The organism is Paracidovorax sp. (assembly GCF_057642795.1).
The window spans coordinates 282,993-298,572 of sequence record NZ_JBXYZY010000037.1 but is presented as its reverse complement, the minus strand read 5'-3'; the positions used below and the strand labels follow the sequence as shown (position 1 = coordinate 298,572).

13 protein-coding genes are annotated in these 15,580 nt (G+C 69.0%); 12 read left to right on the top strand and 1 reads right to left on the bottom strand.

Translation table 11 applies throughout. The features are described 5' to 3' along the window. Positions 1-76: 76 nt before the first annotated feature. From AC3A84_RS15975 to AC3A84_RS15930, 10 genes are all read left to right on the top strand, one after another. Positions 77-916 carry a TatD family hydrolase gene (locus AC3A84_RS15975; protein WP_487971012.1) on the top strand — a complete coding sequence of 280 codons (840 nt, stop codon included), beginning with the start codon at positions 77-79 and terminating at the stop codon, positions 914-916. 66 nt (positions 917-982) lie between these two features. After that, the gene (locus AC3A84_RS15970; protein WP_487971011.1) at positions 983-1,573 is read left to right on the top strand and encodes a DNA-deoxyinosine glycosylase; all 591 of its coding nucleotides are present in this window, start codon (positions 983-985) and stop codon (positions 1,571-1,573) included. A 100-nt stretch (positions 1,574-1,673) separates the two neighbouring features. Continuing rightward, complete coding sequence (locus tag AC3A84_RS15965; protein ID WP_487971061.1) at positions 1,674-2,405, top strand: class I SAM-dependent methyltransferase; 732 nt, start codon at positions 1,674-1,676, stop codon at positions 2,403-2,405. A gap of 16 nt (positions 2,406-2,421) precedes the next feature. After that, positions 2,422-4,209 carry a type IV pilus assembly ATPase TfpB gene (gene tfpB, locus AC3A84_RS15960; RefSeq protein ID WP_487971010.1) on the top strand — a complete coding sequence of 596 codons (1,788 nt, stop codon included), beginning with the start codon at positions 2,422-2,424 and terminating at the stop codon, positions 4,207-4,209. A gap of 121 nt (positions 4,210-4,330) precedes the next feature. After that, positions 4,331-4,819, top strand: a complete 489-nt coding sequence (locus tag AC3A84_RS15955; RefSeq protein ID WP_288512178.1) for a tripartite tricarboxylate transporter TctB family protein — start codon at positions 4,331-4,333, stop codon at positions 4,817-4,819. Positions 4,820-4,837: 18 nt separating this feature from the next. Further along, positions 4,838-6,349 (top strand): tripartite tricarboxylate transporter permease, encoded by a 1,512-nt coding sequence (locus AC3A84_RS15950; RefSeq protein ID WP_487971009.1) that lies wholly within the window; start codon positions 4,838-4,840, stop codon positions 6,347-6,349. A gap of 175 nt (positions 6,350-6,524) precedes the next feature. Further along, positions 6,525-7,460 carry a DMT family transporter gene (locus tag AC3A84_RS15945; protein WP_487971008.1) on the top strand — a complete coding sequence of 312 codons (936 nt, stop codon included), beginning with the start codon at positions 6,525-6,527 and terminating at the stop codon, positions 7,458-7,460. A gap of 121 nt (positions 7,461-7,581) precedes the next feature. After that, complete coding sequence (locus tag AC3A84_RS15940; RefSeq protein WP_487971007.1) at positions 7,582-8,412, top strand: SDR family oxidoreductase; 831 nt, start codon at positions 7,582-7,584, stop codon at positions 8,410-8,412. Positions 8,413-8,681: 269 nt separating this feature from the next. Further along, positions 8,682-9,752 (top strand): TRAP transporter substrate-binding protein, encoded by a 1,071-nt coding sequence (locus AC3A84_RS15935; protein WP_487971006.1) that lies wholly within the window; start codon positions 8,682-8,684, stop codon positions 9,750-9,752. Continuing rightward, positions 9,749-12,586 carry a bifunctional diguanylate cyclase/phosphodiesterase gene (locus AC3A84_RS15930; protein WP_487971005.1) on the top strand — a complete coding sequence of 946 codons (2,838 nt, stop codon included), beginning with the start codon at positions 9,749-9,751 and terminating at the stop codon, positions 12,584-12,586. Before AC3A84_RS15935 ends, AC3A84_RS15930 begins: the two co-directional genes overlap by 4 nt. 63 nt (positions 12,587-12,649) lie before the next feature. On the opposite strand, the gene AC3A84_RS15925 is transcribed toward AC3A84_RS15930, so the two are convergent. After that, positions 12,650-13,549, bottom strand: coding sequence for a DMT family transporter (locus tag AC3A84_RS15925; RefSeq protein ID WP_487971004.1), 900 nt, complete (start codon positions 13,547-13,549; stop codon positions 12,650-12,652). 127 nt (positions 13,550-13,676) lie between these two features. Here AC3A84_RS15925 and AC3A84_RS15920 point away from each other — a divergent pair, with 127 nt between their 5' ends. Together AC3A84_RS15920 and AC3A84_RS15915 are read left to right on the top strand one after the other, a co-directional pair. Further along, the gene (locus AC3A84_RS15920) at positions 13,677-14,663 is read left to right on the top strand and encodes a quinone oxidoreductase family protein (RefSeq protein WP_487971003.1); all 987 of its coding nucleotides are present in this window, start codon (positions 13,677-13,679) and stop codon (positions 14,661-14,663) included. Further along, positions 14,660-15,526: an NUDIX hydrolase gene (locus tag AC3A84_RS15915; RefSeq protein WP_487971002.1), complete on the top strand. Its 867-nt coding sequence runs from the start codon at positions 14,660-14,662 to the stop codon at positions 15,524-15,526. Before AC3A84_RS15920 ends, AC3A84_RS15915 begins: the two co-directional genes overlap by 4 nt. The last annotated feature ends 54 nt before the right edge of the window (positions 15,527-15,580 follow it).

The following is a 15,580-nucleotide window of genomic DNA, read 5'->3' as shown; positions in this document are numbered from 1 at the left end:
GAGCGCGCCCATTTGTGTCTGCGTGTTTCCTGGGCGGGCTCCGGCCCGGGCATGGTACGGCTGGCATCATCGGCCCATGGCCGCATGGATAGACACCCACGTACACCTCGACGAATTCGTCGCCCATGGCGGGCAGGCGCATGCCGACGCCACGCGCCGGGAGGCCGCAGAACGCGGCGTGGCGCACTGCGTGCTGCCGGCGGTGGAGCGGGCCAACTGGGACACCGTGCGCCAGCTTGCCCACCGCCATGGCGACAGCTATGCGCTGGGCATCCACCCGCTGTTTACTCCCGGTGCGCAGGACGATGACCTGCCTGCGCTGCAGGAGGCCCTGGCCGCGCACCACGCCGACCCGCACCTGGCGGCCGTGGGCGAGATCGGCCTGGATTTCTTCGTCCCTGGCCTGGATGCGGCGCGGCAGGAGGTCATCTTCCGCGCCCAGCTGCGGCTGGCGCAGCGCTTCGGCCTGCCGGTGATCCTGCACACGCGCCGTTCGGTGGACAAGGTACTCAAGGGCCTGCGCGACATTCCCGTGGCGGGCGGCATCGCCCACGGCTTCAACGGCAGCCGGCAGCAGGCCGAGGCCTTCATCGGCCTGGGCTTCAAGCTGGGCTTCGGCGGTGCCGTCACCTACGACCGGGCGCTGCAGGTGCGCCGGCTCGCGGCCGAGCTGCCGCTCGAGTCGCTGGTGCTGGAAACCGATGCGCCCGACATCCCGCCGCACTGGCTCTATGTGACGGCCGCCCAGCGCGCGGCCGGCGTGCCCGCGGCGCGCAATGCGCCCGGCGAACTGCCGCGCATTGCCGAGACGATCGCCGCGCTGCGCGGCATGCCCGTGGCCGAGCTGGCCCGCGCCAGCAGCGTCAACGCCATCGAGGCGCTGCCGCGCCTGCGTGCCCTGTGCCCGGAGATCTGAGCGTTTTGGGCCGCCAGCCCAGGTATTTTCTGGGCAATGAGCTATATTTTTAGTAGCAAGCCCCAGATGACTCCCAGCCCCGTGCCCGCCATGCCTACCCCGCCCGCCGCGCCGCAGCTCACCGGCCTGCCGCCCGTGGTGTCGGCCGGCACGCGCGTGCTCATCCTGGGCAGCTTTCCGGGCGTGGCCTCGCTGCGGGCGGGGCAGTACTACGGCCATCCGCAGAATCAGTTCTGGCGCATCCTGCAGGCACTTTGGCCGGGCCAGCCGCAGCCTGGGCCCGGGGACTACGCCGGCCGCTGCGCCTGGCTGCTGGAGCGAGGGCTGGGCCTGTGGGATGTCTATGCCGCCTGCGAACGCGAAGGCAGCCTGGACGCGGATATCCGCAACGCCGTGGTCAACGATTTCGCGGCCTTGCGCGCCGCCGTGCCGGCGCTGGCCGCCATCGCCCACAATGGCGGGGAAAGCTTCCGCCATGCCCGTGCCGTGCGCGCCAGCCTGGGGCTGCCGCCCCAGGATGCGGGAGGCGAGGGCGCCATCGCCTCCTTGAGGCTGCCTTCGACCAGCCCGGCGAACGCTTCCTGGAGCTTCGAGCGCAAATGCGCGGCCTGGGCCGAGGCGCTGGCCCCTTTCGGCCTGCTGGATGGATGCGACTAACTGACCTGACCTGATTTTTGATGTGACTGATTCGACGACCGTCCCCCAACCCTCCGCCGCGCGTGCGCCGGCCCGCAAGAAATCCGCGCCCGCGGCCGAGCTGCCCGAAGTCAGCGTCTCCGAAGACGGAGACGTGCGCCACCTGCATCTGGGCACGCCCTGGATCCAGGGCTCCATGCGCGTGGCCGAGCCCTTCGATATTGAGCTGGAATACGTGCAGCGCATGATGGCCTGGTTGCTCTTCGTGGAGCCCGCCAGCGTGGGCAAGCGCCACGCCATGCAGCTGGGCCTGGGTGCGGGCGCCATCACCAAGTTCTGCCACAAGAAGCTGCGCATGTGCTGCACCGCCATTGAGCTCAACCCGCAGGTGGTGGCCGTCTGCCGCAGCTGGTTCAAGCTGCCGCCCGACGGCGCCAAGCTGCGCGTGGTGCTGGCCGATGCCGCCCGCGAGATCCGCAAGCCCGAATGGCTGGGCACGGTCGATGCGCTGGCGGTCGATCTGTATGACCACGAGGCCGCCGCGCCCGTGCTCGACAGCGCCGAGTTCTACGCCGACTGCCGCGCCCTGCTGACCGACGACGGTGCCATGACGGTCAACCTCTTCGGCCGCTCTTCCAGCTACGAACGCAGCCTGGGCAAGATGGTCGAGGCCTTCGGCGCCGACGCGCTCTGGGCCTTCAAGCCCACGCGCGAGGGCAACACCGTGGTGCTGGCCCAGCGCACGCCCACGGCGCCCAAGCGCGCTGAACTGCTGGCCCGCGCGGAGGCCGTGCAGGCCCGCTGGGACCTGCCGGCCGCCAAGTGGCCGCGCGTCTTCAAGCCCGTGGCCTGACATCGAAAGACCTGCCATGGATGCCCCCGCCACCGCTGCTGCCGCTCCCGCCACCCCAGCCGGCCCGCTCGACTGGCGCCGCATCGTCGAATGGCTGCGCTCTGACGGCGTCATCGCCAGCGAGGAGGCCGACCGCACCATCGCCCGCTGCGCCCAGGCCGAGAGCCGCCAGCACCCGCTGGTGCGGCTGGCCAACGTGGCCATGGCGCGCGCGGCCGACGGCAAGCCGCTGGACGTGGAGATGCTCACGCAGTACGTGGCGAACCGCAGCGGCCTGGCCTATCTGCGCATCGACCCGCTGAAGGTGGATGTGGGCCGCGTGGCCGACGCCATGAGCGCGAGCTATGCCGAGCGCCACAAGGTGCTGCCCGTGCAGGTGACGCCGCAGGAAGTGGTGGTGGCCACGGCCGAGCCCTTCATCGACGACTGGGTGACCGAGGTGGAGCGCCAGTCGCGCCGCCGCGTGCGTCGCGTGGTCGCCAACCCGCTGGACATCCAGCGCTACACGGCCGAATTCTTCGCGCTGGCCAAGTCGGTGCGCGCTGCGCAGAAATCCGGCAGCAACAGCGGTGCCAGCAGCTTCGAGCAGCTGGTGGAGCTGAATCAGAGCAACAAGCAGCTCGACGCCAACGACCAGGGCGTGGTCCGCGTGGTGGACTGGCTCTGGCAGTACGCCTTCGACCAGCGCGCCAGCGACATCCACCTGGAGCCGCGCCGCGAGCAGGGCGTGATCCGATTCCGCATCGACGGCGTGCTGCACCCGGTCTATCAGATGCCCATGGGCGTGCTCAACGCCATGGTGGCCCGGGTGAAGTTGCTGGGCCGCATGGACGTGGTGGAGCGCCGCCGCCCGCAGGACGGCCGCATCAAGACCCGCAACCCGCGCGGCGAAGAGGTGGAAATGCGCCTCTCGACCCTGCCCACGGCCTTCGGCGAGAAGATGGTGATGCGCATCTTCGACCCCGACAACGCCGTCAAGGACCTGGATGCGCTGGGTTTCTCGCAGCACGACGCGCAGCGCTGGGAGCAGCTCGTCAAGCGTCCGCACGGCATCATTTTGGTGACCGGGCCCACAGGCTCGGGCAAGACCACCACGCTTTATTCCACGCTCAAGCGCGTGGCGACCGAAGAGGTCAACGTGAGCACGGTGGAGGACCCGATCGAGATGATCGAGCCCAGCTTCAACCAGACGCAGGTGCAGCCGCAGCTGGACTTCAATTTCGCCGAAGGCCTGCGGGCGCTGATGCGCCAGGACCCGGACGTGCTCATGGTGGGCGAGATCCGCGACCTGGCTACGGCCGACATGGCGGTGCAGGCCGCGCTCACCGGCCACCTCGTCTTCAGCACGCTGCACACCAACGATGCGCCCAGCGCCGTCACCCGGCTCATGGAGCTGGGCGTGCCGCCCTATCTCATCAACGCCACGCTGCTGGGCGTGCTGGCGCAGCGGCTGGTGCGCACGCTCTGCCGCCAGTGCCGCGTGCGCGATACCGAGGCCCGGCCCGAGGCGCTGGCCGAGGTCGTCAAGCCCTGGAAGCTCAACGGCAGCTACCAGCCCTACCGCCCGGCGGGCTGCGTGGACTGCCGCATGACCGGCTTTCGCGGCCGCATGGGCCTCTACGAGCTGCTGACCGTGAGCGAGGCGCTCAAGGAGCGTATCCACCAGACGCCCTCCATCGACCAGCTGCGCCGCCAGGCCGTGCAGGACGGCATGCGCCCGCTGCGCCTTGCGGGCGCGCTGCGCGTGGCCGAGGGCCTGACCACGCTCGACGAAGTCATCGCCTCTACCCCTCCGATGGAGTGAGCGTCGCGGGCCCTGCGCGACCTGCGGTTTTCCCTAGGCGCCCGGTAGGTGGTATCCACAACGATACGGGCAAGAGCGGGCTGCACAATCGCCTGTCAATTTCCCGTAAGGAGATGTTTTCGTGAAAATCAAGAGTCAGAAAGACTTCTTCTCAGGGCTCATGTTCATGGGCGTGGGGGTCGCGTTCGCCGTGGGTGCCACCACCTACAGCGTGGGCTCCGGTGCGCGCATGGGCCCGGGCTACTTCCCGCTGATCCTGGGCATCCTCCTGGCCATTCTGGGTGGCGCCATCGTGTTCTATTCCACCGTGGTGGAAAGCGCCGACGGCGACAAGATCGGCAAGTGGGCCTGGAAGCCGCTGTTCTTCATCCTCGCTTCCAACTTCGCGTTCGGTGTGCTGCTGGCGGGCCTGCCCAGCTTCGGCGTGCCGGCCATGGGGCTGATCGTGGCCATCTACGCGCTGGTGTTCATCGCCAGTCTGGCCGGCGACACCTTCAACGCCAAGGAAGTCTTCATCCTCGCCACCATCCTGGCGGTGGGTAGCTACGTGGCTTTCGTCTGGGCGCTGAAACTGCAGTTCCCCGTGTGGCCCAGTTTCATTTCGGGTTGAGCGGGAGCATCGAAAACCATGGAATTGTTTGACAACCTGGCGACTGGCTTCGGCGTCGCCTTCACCTTCCAGAACCTCATCTACTGCCTGATCGGCTGTATCTTGGGGACGCTGATCGGCGTGCTGCCCGGTATCGGGCCTGTGGCGACCATCGCCATGCTGCTGCCCGCGACCTACGCGCTGCCCCCCGTGGCCGCGCTCATCATGCTGGCCGGCATCTACTACGGCGCGCAGTATGGGGGCTCGACCACCGCCATCCTGGTGAACCTGCCGGGCGAGTCATCGTCGGTGGTCACCGTGATCGACGGCTACCAGATGGCGCGCAAGGGCCGTGCGGGCCCCGCGCTCGCCGCTGCCGGCCTGGGCTCGTTCTTCGCGGGCTGCGTGGGCACCCTGATCCTGGCCGCCTTCGCCCCGCCGCTGACCGAAGTCGCCTTCAAGTTCGGCCCGGCCGAATACTTCTCGCTGATGGTGCTGGGCCTGATCGGCGCAGTGGTGCTGGCCTCGGGCTCGCTGCTCAAGGCCGTGGCCATGATCGTGCTGGGCCTGCTGATGGGCCTGGTGGGCACCGACGTGAACTCGGGCGTGGCCCGCTACAGCTTCGACATCCCCGAGCTGACCGACGGCATCAACTTCGTCGTGATCGCCATGGGCGTTTTCGGCTACGGTGAAATCATCGCCAACCTCTCCAAGCCCGAGGAAGACCGCGAGGTGTTCACGGCCAAGGTGCAGGGCCTGTTCCCCACCAAGGAAGATTTCAAGCGCATGATTCCCGCGGTGCTGCGCGGCACGGCTCTGGGTTCCGCTCTGGGCATCCTGCCCGGCGGCGGCGCTCTGCTGGCGGCTTTCGCGGCCTACACGATCGAGAAGAAGACCAAGCTGAAGCCGGGCGAAGTGCCCTTCGGCAAGGGCAACATCCGCGGCGTGGCGGCTCCCGAGTCGGCCAACAACGCCGGTGCGCAGACCTCCTTCATCCCGCTGCTGACGCTGGGCATTCCCCCCAACGCGGTGATGGCGCTGATGGTGGGTGCCATGACCATCCACAACATCCAGCCGGGCCCGCAGGTGATGACCAGCAACCCCGAGCTGTTCTGGGGCCTGATCGCCTCGATGTGGCTGGGCAATGCCATGCTCATCATCCTGAATCTGCCGCTGATCGGCATGTGGATCAAGCTGCTGACCGTGCCCTATCGCTGGCTGTTCCCTTCCATCGTGCTGTTCTGCGCGGTGGGCGTGTATGGCACCAACAACAACACCTTCGACGTGTGGCTGGTGGGCATCTTCGGTTTCATCGGCTACATCTTCCACAAGCTGGGCACCGAACCTGCGCCGCTGCTGCTGGGCTTCATCCTCGGACCGATGATGGAAGAGAACCTGCGCCGGGCACTGCTGCTCTCGCGCGGCGACTGGAGTGTGTTCGTCACGCGTCCCATCTCTGCGGGACTGCTGGCCGCCGCCGTGCTGCTGCTCATCATCGTGCTGCTGCCGGCCGTGAAGAACAAGCGCGAAGAGGCCTTCGTCGAGGACTGACCGGCGCCTTTCCCGCAGGCAGGCACCGCGACTGGCGGTGCCTGGCCTGCTGCAACAAGACGGCACCTTCGGGTGCCGTTTGCATTGGGGTCGCCGGCACGCCACCACAATCGGGACTGCCCGTGCGCTGATCCCTCGCCTTGGCGCTGCGCCCTTCTCGCCACTTCCCATCCCCATGCCGCTCGATACCTCCTCCCCACCTCCGCCGCAGCAGCGCACTCCTTCGCTCAGACTGGGGCTGGTGCTGGCCTTCTTCGGCGCCATCGCCTTCAGCGCCAAGGCCATCATCGTCAAGCTGGCCTACCGGCACGGGGTGGATGCCGTGACGCTGATCATGTACCGCATGCTGTTCGCCCTGCCCATCTTCGCGGCCATGGCCTGGTGGGCCAGCCGGGGCTGCGCACCGCTCACGCGGCGCGACTGGGCTGGGGTGGCGTGGCTGGGCTTCACGGGCTACTACCTGGCGAGCTTTCTCGATTTCGCGGGTCTGGCCTACATCAGCGCCGGTCTGGAGCGGTTGATCCTGTATCTCAACCCCACGCTGGTGGTGCTGCTGGGCTGGGGGCTCTACGGGCGCCGCGTGCGCTGGGGGCAGCTGCTGGGGATGGTCATCAGCTACTGCGGCGTGCTGCTGGTGTTCGGTACCGAGGTGCGCCTGCAGGGCGCGCACGTGGCCTGGGGCGTGCTGCTGGTGTTCCTCTCGGCGGTGAGCTATGCGGTGTACCTCGTCTATAGCGGCGAGATGGTGCGGCGCCTGGGCGCCCTGCGGCTGGTGGGACTGGCCACCACGGTGGCGTGCCTGTGCTGTCTGGTGCAATTCGTAGTGCTGCGGCCGCTGTCGGCTGCGTGGGTGGCGCCTGAGGTGATCGGGCTGTCGCTGCTGAACGCCACGCTCTGCACCGCGGTTCCGGTGCTGCTGGTGATGCTGGCCATCGAGCGCATCGGCGCCGACCTGACGGCGCAGACCGGGATGATCGGGCCGCTTTCCACCATCCTGCTGGGGGTGTGGCTGCTGGGCGAGCCCTTCACGCCGGCCATCGCTGCGGGCACGGCTTTGGTGTTGGTGGGGATCTTCGTATTCACGCGCCTGGCCCGGGTGCGCGGGGGCTGAGGTGAAGGCTACCGGTCGCGCCGTGCCATAGCCATTGGAGCAGCCGGATCGCGTGGTTCGCCACTATGATTCCTGCGACCTGACATCCCGGCCCCGAGGCCACCAAAGGAGCGTTTGATTTATGGATCTGGGTATCGCTGGTAAGTGGGCGCTGGTGTGTGGCGCCAGCAAGGGGCTGGGGCTGGGCTGCGCCGAGGCCCTGGTGCGCGAGGGCGTGAACGTCGTCATCAATGCGCGCAATGCCGAGGCGCTGCACCGTTCCGTCGGGCATCTGGTCGCAGCCTCCGAAGACGCCACGCGGGCCGGCGGCATGAAAGGGCCGCAGCCCGTGGTGCTCTCTGTGGCAGCCGATATCACCACGCCCGAGGGCCGCGCCGCCGCGTTCGCGGTGCCGGGCGGGCCTGGGACGGCGTTCGATATCGTGGTCACGAACGCGGGCGGCCCGCCCACGGGCGACTTCCGCGACTGGGACCGCGAGGCCTGGATCAAGGCGGTGGACGCCAACATGCTCACGCCCATCGAACTCATCAAGGCCACGGTGGACGGCATGGCCGAGCGCGGCTTTGGCCGCATCGTCAACATCACCTCCAGCGCTGTGAAGGCGCCCATCGACATCCTGGGCCTGTCCAACGGCGCTCGCAGCGGGCTCACGGGCTTCGTGGCCGGCACGGCGCGCAGCGGCATCGCGGCGCGGGGTGTGACCATCAACAACCTGCTGCCCGGCAAGTTCGACACCGACCGTCTTGCCGCCACGGTGATGGCGGCGTCTTCCAAGTCGGGCAAGAGCGTGGACGATGTGCGCCGCGCGCAGCAGGCATCCATCCCCGCCGGACGCTATGGCACGCCGCAGGAATTCGGCGCCATCTGCGCCTTTCTCTGCAGCGTGCAGGCCGGCTACATGACAGGCCAGAACGTTCTGGCGGACGGAGGCGCCTACAGCGGCACCTTCTGAGGCGCGGGCGGATGCTCCAGGGGCGGGCCTCTTGCGTGGATATGCTGTGGGTGGTCATTGCACCTTTCGGCACCGTCTCCGCGCACAATGGCGGCCATACGGGCCGGGAGACTGCTGCCTAGGTTGTGTCCGATCCAAGGGAGGAAGCCATGCCGCAGATGCCGTATTTGTCGCTTTCACTGCTTGCGCTCCTGGGCCGGTGCGGCCCCCGTCCGCTGGCGGCGGGTTTGTGTGCGTACGTGTGCGCATCGGCTGCAGCGGCCGTGCAGATGGCATCGGCTTCTGCAGCGCCTGGATCGGGACCAGCATCGGCGAGTGCGTCCAGCGCGCAGCAGCGTGCGGTCCAGTATGCCGGTGCGCCCATCCGCCTGCGCGTGGTGGGCGGGCTGGGCGGCATCAGCCAGTACACCCGTTTCGAGCAGCCTTTCTGGACCACCGAGCTGCCCCGCCTGAGCGGCGGCCGGCTCTCCGCGGACATCGTGCCGTTCGATCGCGCCGGCATTCCCGGCGTCGAGATGCTGCGGCTGCTGCAGCTGGGTGTGGTGCCGTTCGGGACCGCGCTGATGAGTTCCTTCTCTGCGTTCTATCCGCAATACACCGCAGCCGATCTGCCGGGCCTGAGCGGCGACGTCGCCGGCCTGCGTGTGACGACTGCTGCGTTCCGTCCGTATCTTGAGCAGGCGCTGCGGCAGGAGCAGGGCGTGGAGATGCTCGCGCTCTACATCTACCCCGCGCAAATCACGTTCTGCAAACGTCCGCTGAAGGGGCTGGGCGACCTCAAGGGCCGGCGCGTGCGCGTGTCCTCTTCGGCGCAGGCGGACTTCCTCGCGGCCGTAGGTGCCGAGCCCGTGGTGACCAGCTTCACGCAACAGCGCAACAGCTTGGAGTCGGGCGAGACCGAATGCGCGGTGACGGGCGGCATGGCGGGCAACACGCTCGGGGTGGACACTCTCACCAGCTATCTCCACCCGCTGCCGCTCAATTGGGGCATGGCGGTGTTCGGGGCCAACCGCGCGGCCTGGAACGCACTGCCGCCGGCGGATCGCCAGTTGCTGCGCACCGAGCTCGCCCGGCTGGAGGCTGCGATCTGGGACAACGCCGAGCGTGAGACTGCAGAGGGCGTAGCCTGCAACCTCGGCCGTGCGGATTGCCGCACCGGCCGGCGAGGCTCCATGACGCTGGTGCCCGTGTCCCCTGCGGACGAGCGCCAGCGCGTTGAAATCTTCCGCACGGCCGTGCTGCCCCGCTGGCTGCGCCGCTGCGCCGGGCGCTGTGACCAGATCTGGGCACGTACCATCGGTGCCCAGGGCCGCAGCGCGGACCTATCCGTAGGACCATGAAGCAATTCGAGCCCAGCTCCACCAACACCCGCATCGCCCTGTGGGCGGTGGCCGGCTGCCTGCTGGTGGCCCTGGTACTGGCGACCACGCTGCTGATCTGGAATGTGCGCAAGACGGCCTTGTCCGAGAGCGAAGCCCAGGTGGTGCGCTTCATCTCGGGGGCGGAGGCGGCGATGAACCGTTCGCTGCTGTCGTTCGACGTGCTGTTGGCCAGCACCGGCGAGCTGCTCGAACTGCCCGGCGCCCCCGATGAGGGGCCGTCGGGACAGGATGGGGTGCGGCAGCTGCTGCGCAGCGCGGCGCGCCAGAACCTCCTGGTGCGCTACGTGGCGGTGATGGACGAGCGCGGCAAGGTCGTGGCAGCGTCTGATCTGTCGGGGCTCAACGCGGCGCGCGACCTGCCGGCCGGCTTCTTCGACGAGGCCATGAGCCAGCCCGTACCGGTGCTGGTGGCCAGCCAGCCCACGGTCAGCTTCTCCAGTTCGGAGCGGGTGATCTTCTTCGCCCGCACACTGCGGGTGGCCCCGGAGCGGCAGCTGCTGGCGCTGGCCCAGGTGCCGGTCAGCATGCTGGTGGCGGTGCTCATGCAGGGGGCCGACATTCCCGCGCTCGAAGTGACGATGGAGCACGGTGCGGGCGACGTGTTGCTGGGCGTCTCTGGTCGGGGAGAGATGCGCCGCTCAGCAGCGGTGATGCCGCTGGCCGACCTGATGCTGATGTCCGGCGCGGCCGCTCCAGGCGCCCGCCGCGAGTCCAAATCCTCTGCCAGCGACCCGAGCGATCTCGGCGCCTCGGGCGGCCACAGCGATCCGGACGCTTCGCTGCAGGTGAACAGCGGCCTTGCGCGCTGGAGCCTGCCTGCGCGCCTGTCCGGCATGCCGGCGCTCGTGGTGGCCCGGCCCATCCTCTACCCGGACCTGTGGGTTTCCGCCAGCCTGCCGGTGAAAGCCGCGCTGGCGAACTGGCGCTCGGAGCGCAACGCCATCGTGCTGGTCACGCTGATGTTCGGCGTCACGCTGCTGGCGGCGACCGGGTTCTCGGTCGCCTATCTCAACCGCATGAACCGGGCGCGCCGGGCCATGAAGCAGTCGCAGGCCACGCTGCAGCAGGCGCTGACCTCGCTCATCACGGGGTTTCTGCTGCTCGACTCCATGCACCGCGTGCTGCAGTGGAATCCGCGGTTCGTGGAGATCTATCCGTGGCTGGGGCCGGTGGTGCGCGTCGGCATGCCGTTCCAGGAGCTGCTGGAGGAGTCGGCGCGCCACCTGCTGCCCAACGGAGATCGAGCTGCCCGCAGCGAGTGGGTAGCGGAGCGCATGCTGCAGCAGCGTTTTCCGCGGGCCACGCACGAGCAGGCACTTCCCAATGGCCACTGCATCCAGATCACGGAGCGCACTACGCCCGACGGCGGCATGGTCATCTCCTACAACGATGTGACCGACATGCGCCGGGCCTCGGCCGAAATCGAAAGCCTGGCTTTCTACGACCCACTCACCGGCCTGCCCAACCGCCGCCTGCTGCTCGACCGGCTGAATCAGGCCGAGTCTGCTGCCGAGCGCTCGGGCGAGCGCGGCGCCTTGCTGTTCCTCGATCTGGACGAATTCAAGACGCTCAACGACACGCTGGGCCATGAGGTGGGCGACCAGCTGCTGCAGCAGGTGGCGCGGCGTCTTGCGGGCGCCGTGCGCTCCACCGATACCGTGGCCCGGCTGGGCGGGGATGAGTTCGTCGTCATGCTGCGCGACCTCTCCAGCGACAACGAGGAGGCGGCCGCCACCACCCGCCGCATTGGCGAGAAGATCCTGCATCAACTGAACCAGCCTTACCAGCTGGGCGCCTATGCGCACCAGCAGAGCTGCAGCATCGGCGTGACCCTGTTCGGCCATAAGCCGCAGCCAGCGGCTGAACTGCTCAGGCAGGCCGACATCGCCATGTACCAGGTCAAGGCGCAGCGCGGCGACGGGCTGTGCTTCTTCGACCCGGCCATGCAGGAGGCCATCAGCGCACGCGCCAAGCTGGAGGCCGACATGCGCGAGGCGCTGACTTTGGGGCAGTTCGTGCTGCACTACCAGCCGCAATGCACGCTCGCGGGCCGGCTGGTGGGCGTGGAGGCCCTGATCCGCTGGCAGCACCCGGAGCGCGGTTTGGTGATGCCGGGCCAGTTCATCGGGGTGGCCGAGGACAGCGAGTTCATCGTGCCGCTGGGCGAATGGGTGCTGCGCACGGCCTGCGAGCAACTGGCCCTGTGGGAGGGCGACCCGCTGTTGCGCCACCTCCACCTGGCCGTGAACGTGAGCGCCCGGCAGTTCCACCAGGCCGACTTCGTGCCCCAGCTGATCCAGGTCATCCAGCAGACCGGCATCCGCCCGCACCTGCTGGAGCTGGAGCTGACCGAGTCGCTGGTGCTGGACAACGTGGAGGAATCCGTGGCGAAGATGCACCTGCTGCGCACCAAGGGCGTGCGCTTTTCGGTGGATGATTTCGGCACCGGCTACTCGTCGCTCGCCTACCTCACGCAGCTGCCGTTGCAACAGCTCAAGATCGACCAGTCGTTCGTGCGCAACCTGGGCGTGCGCCACACCGACAGCGTGATCGTGCAGACCATCATCGGCATGGCACGCAACCTGGAACTCGAAGTGATCGCCGAAGGCGTGGAGACCGAGGCGCAGCGCGACTTTCTCGCCAGCTTCGGTTGCCACCTCTACCAGGGCTACCTGCTGGGCCGGCCCATGCCGGCCGACCAACTGCGTGCGCTGGCCCTGGAGCGGTCGCTGGAGCAGGGCCAGGTCCAGCAGGTCACGGCACCGGCGGTGGATCCCGATGCTATCGTTTGAATAGCTGCTGGTGCCGCCCTCGTGAGCGCTGGGGGCTATCCGGAGGGGGATGGGTCGGGGCCGTCACCGCCGCGAAGAGGCCACGATGCCCGCCACGATGAGCAGGAAGGCGGCCGCGTGATAGAGGTGCGGAACTTCGCCCAGGAACGCGGCCGAGAGCACTGCCGCAAAGAGCGGCGTCAGGTTGATGAAGAAGCTGGCCACCGCCGGGCCCGCGCGCTGCACGCCCACGCCCCACCAGCGGTAGGCCAGCACGGCCGGACCCACGGCGATGAAGGCCAGCGCGGCCGCCAGCGGCCCGCCCCAGGCGATGTGCCGCGGCGCCAGCGCCCATTCGGCACCCGTGAAGGCGCCCGACCAGGCCAGCCCGAACACCATCTGCGCGAGCAGGAAGGCGGCCCAGTCCGTGCGCACCGAGGCGGGTTCGCTGGTGCGTGCCAGCAGCCAGCTGTAGAAGCCCCAGCACACGGTGGCCAGCACCATGAAGAGATCGCCCGGCACCAGGCGCAGCGCCAGCAGCTGCCCCCATTCCCCCCGGCTCAGCACCACCAGTACCCCGGCAATGGACAGCAGCGCGCCCGTCACGTGCCGGCGGGTGACCGGCGCGCCGAAGAAGAGGGCGCCGATCACCAGCATCCACACCGGCAGGCCCGAACCGACCAGCGTCACGTTCAGCGGCGTGGAGGTCTGCAGCGCCAGGTATTGCAGCGCGTTGTAGCAGCCGATGCCCAGCAGGCCCAGCAGCGCATAGCGCCGCCAGTGCGGCCAGAGCGGGCTGTCCGGCCGTAGCACGCGCCACGCCAGCGGCAGCAGGATCGCGAAGGCCAGCACCCAGCGGATGAAATTCAGCGTGAGCGGCGGCACCATCGTGTGCACCAGCCGGCCCACCACGGCATTGCCGGCCCACAGGAGCGGCGCGGCGGTCAGCATGCCCACCGTGGAGGGCGAAAGTCGTTGCGTCATGGGCCGCAACTGTAGCCGCTGGCCCGCGCAGCCCGCCCTGCAGTGCGCCCTGAAACATGGCAGGATGCTGCGCGCGCCATCGTCCGTCCTTCCGCTTCTTTCTCTTCTTTTCCGGAGAACCTTCCCCATGAGCCTCGCCGTCCAGATCCGCCAGCATGGCGGCCCCGAAGAGTTGCATGTGGCCGACGTCGAAGTCGGCCAGCCCGGCCCCGGCCAGATCCGCATCCGCCACCACGCCGTGGGGCTGAACTTCATCGACGTCTATCACCGCACCGGGCTCTACCCGCTGCAGATGCCCGCCGGCATCGGCATGGAGGGCGCCGGCGTGGTCGAGGCCGTGGGCGAGGGCGTTACCCACCTGCGCGCGGGCGACCGCGCTGCCTATGCCGCCAACCCGCCCGGCAGCTACTGCGAGGTGCGCGTGATGCCCGCGCAGAACGTCTGCCGCCTGCCGGACGGCATCGACTTCGAAACCGGCGCGGCCATGATGCTCAAGGGCCTCACCGCGCAATACCTGCTCAAGAAGACGCTGCCGGTCGAAGGCCTCGCGCCGGGCGACTTCGTGCTGTTCCATGCCGCTGCGGGCGGTGTGGGCCTGATCGCCTGCCAATGGGCGAAGGCGCTGGGCCTGCAGCTCATCGGCACAGCCGGCTCCGACGCCAAATGCCAGTTGGCGCTGGATAACGGCGCGGCGCACGCCATCAACTACGCCACGGACGACTTCGCCGCGCGGGTCAAGGAGATCACCGGCGGCAAAGGCGTGAAGGTGGTGTATGACTCGGTGGGCAAGGACACCTGGGAGAAATCGCTCGACTGCCTGCGGCCCTTCGGCCTCATGGCCAGCTTCGGCAACGCCTCCGGCCCGGTGCCGCCGTTCGCGCCCGGCAGCCTGGGCGCCAAGGGCTCGCTCTACGTCACCCGCCAGACGCTGTTCACCCACATCGCCAGCCGCGAGGCCACCCAGGCCATGGCGGATGACCTCTTCAAGGTGGTGGAGAGCGGCGCGGTGAAGATGCACATCGACCAGCGCTACCGGCTGGCCGACGTGCAGCAGGCGCACCGCGACCTGGAAGCGCGCAAGACCACCGGCTGCACCATCCTCACGCTGTCGTGAGCGCGCAGCCTTGCCCGCCGCGCCCGGCGTGGGTCGCTCCGGCCCGCGCCGCCGCCCAGCGTCCGCCCGTGCGGCCCCGGCTGCCTTTCGCGGTGGCGGGGCAGGTGGTGGGCTCGGTGGCTGCCGATGTTTTCGATGGAATCGACCTGCTGCCCTTGATTGATCTCGGCCTTTCGCTATCAAAAGAGGAGCAATCCGGTTCGGGAGTCTGGCAGTTGCGCCGGGCCGATGCCGGCGCCTGCGATGCCACCGCCGCGCTCAATGCCCTGGCCCGGCTCCTGCGCACCGCCGGCCGCTGCGGCCCCTGGCGCGACGAGCAGCTGGCCGTGGCCGATGCGGCCGGCCGGCGCGTCGGTACGGTGGAGCGCGGCGCCGTGCGGCCGCTGGGCATAGCCACCCGCGCCGTCCACCTCGTGGCCTGCACGCCCGAGGGCGCGATGTGGGTGCAGCAGCGCTCGCTCGGCAAGGCCACGCACCCCGGCCAGTGGGACACCCTCATGGGCGGCATGGTCTCCGCCGCCGACACGCTCGAAGAGGCGCTGGCCCGCGAGACCTGGGAGGAGGCGGGCCTCGCCATTGCCGATCTGCAGACCGTCGAGCATGGCGGCCATGTGGACTTCGCCCGACCCTGCGAGGCCGGCGGCGATGGCGGCGCCGGCGCCGAGGCGGCTGGCGCCGGGTACATGGTCGAGCGCATCGACTGGTTCCGCGCCACGGTGCCGCACGGCCTGGCACCCGCCAACCAGGATGGCGAGGTCGAGCGCTTCGAGGCGCTGGCCCCGGCCGAGTTGCAGGCGCGGCTGGCCGCCGGCGCCTTCACGCCCGAGGCGGCGCTGGTGCTGGCGGCGTTCTTCGGCTGGTAGCACCGAGGCGCATGGAAGGGGCTGCGTCGCCCGCAGTCCGCTGATGTGGGGGCG

Excerpts from the sequence above, each read along its gene's own strand:
- AC3A84_RS15975 (WP_487971012.1), top strand. The coding sequence starts at position 77 with ATGGCCGCATGGATAGACACCCACGTACACCTCGACGAATTCGTCGCC.
- AC3A84_RS15970 (WP_487971011.1), top strand. The coding sequence starts at position 983 with ATGACTCCCAGCCCCGTGCCCGCCATGCCTACCCCGCCCGCCGCGCCG.
- tfpB (WP_487971010.1), top strand. The coding sequence starts at position 2,422 with ATGGATGCCCCCGCCACCGCTGCTGCCGCTCCCGCCACCCCAGCCGGC.
- AC3A84_RS15950 (WP_487971009.1), top strand. The coding sequence starts at position 4,838 with ATGGAATTGTTTGACAACCTGGCGACTGGCTTCGGCGTCGCCTTCACC.
- AC3A84_RS15945 (WP_487971008.1), top strand. The coding sequence starts at position 6,525 with ATGCCGCTCGATACCTCCTCCCCACCTCCGCCGCAGCAGCGCACTCCT.
- AC3A84_RS15940 (WP_487971007.1), top strand. The coding sequence starts at position 7,582 with ATGGATCTGGGTATCGCTGGTAAGTGGGCGCTGGTGTGTGGCGCCAGC.
- AC3A84_RS15935 (WP_487971006.1), top strand. The coding sequence starts at position 8,682 with ATGGCATCGGCTTCTGCAGCGCCTGGATCGGGACCAGCATCGGCGAGT.
- AC3A84_RS15930 (WP_487971005.1), top strand. The coding sequence starts at position 9,749 with ATGAAGCAATTCGAGCCCAGCTCCACCAACACCCGCATCGCCCTGTGG.
- AC3A84_RS15925 (WP_487971004.1), bottom strand. The coding sequence starts at position 13,549 with ATGACGCAACGACTTTCGCCCTCCACGGTGGGCATGCTGACCGCCGCG.
- AC3A84_RS15920 (WP_487971003.1), top strand. The coding sequence starts at position 13,677 with ATGAGCCTCGCCGTCCAGATCCGCCAGCATGGCGGCCCCGAAGAGTTG.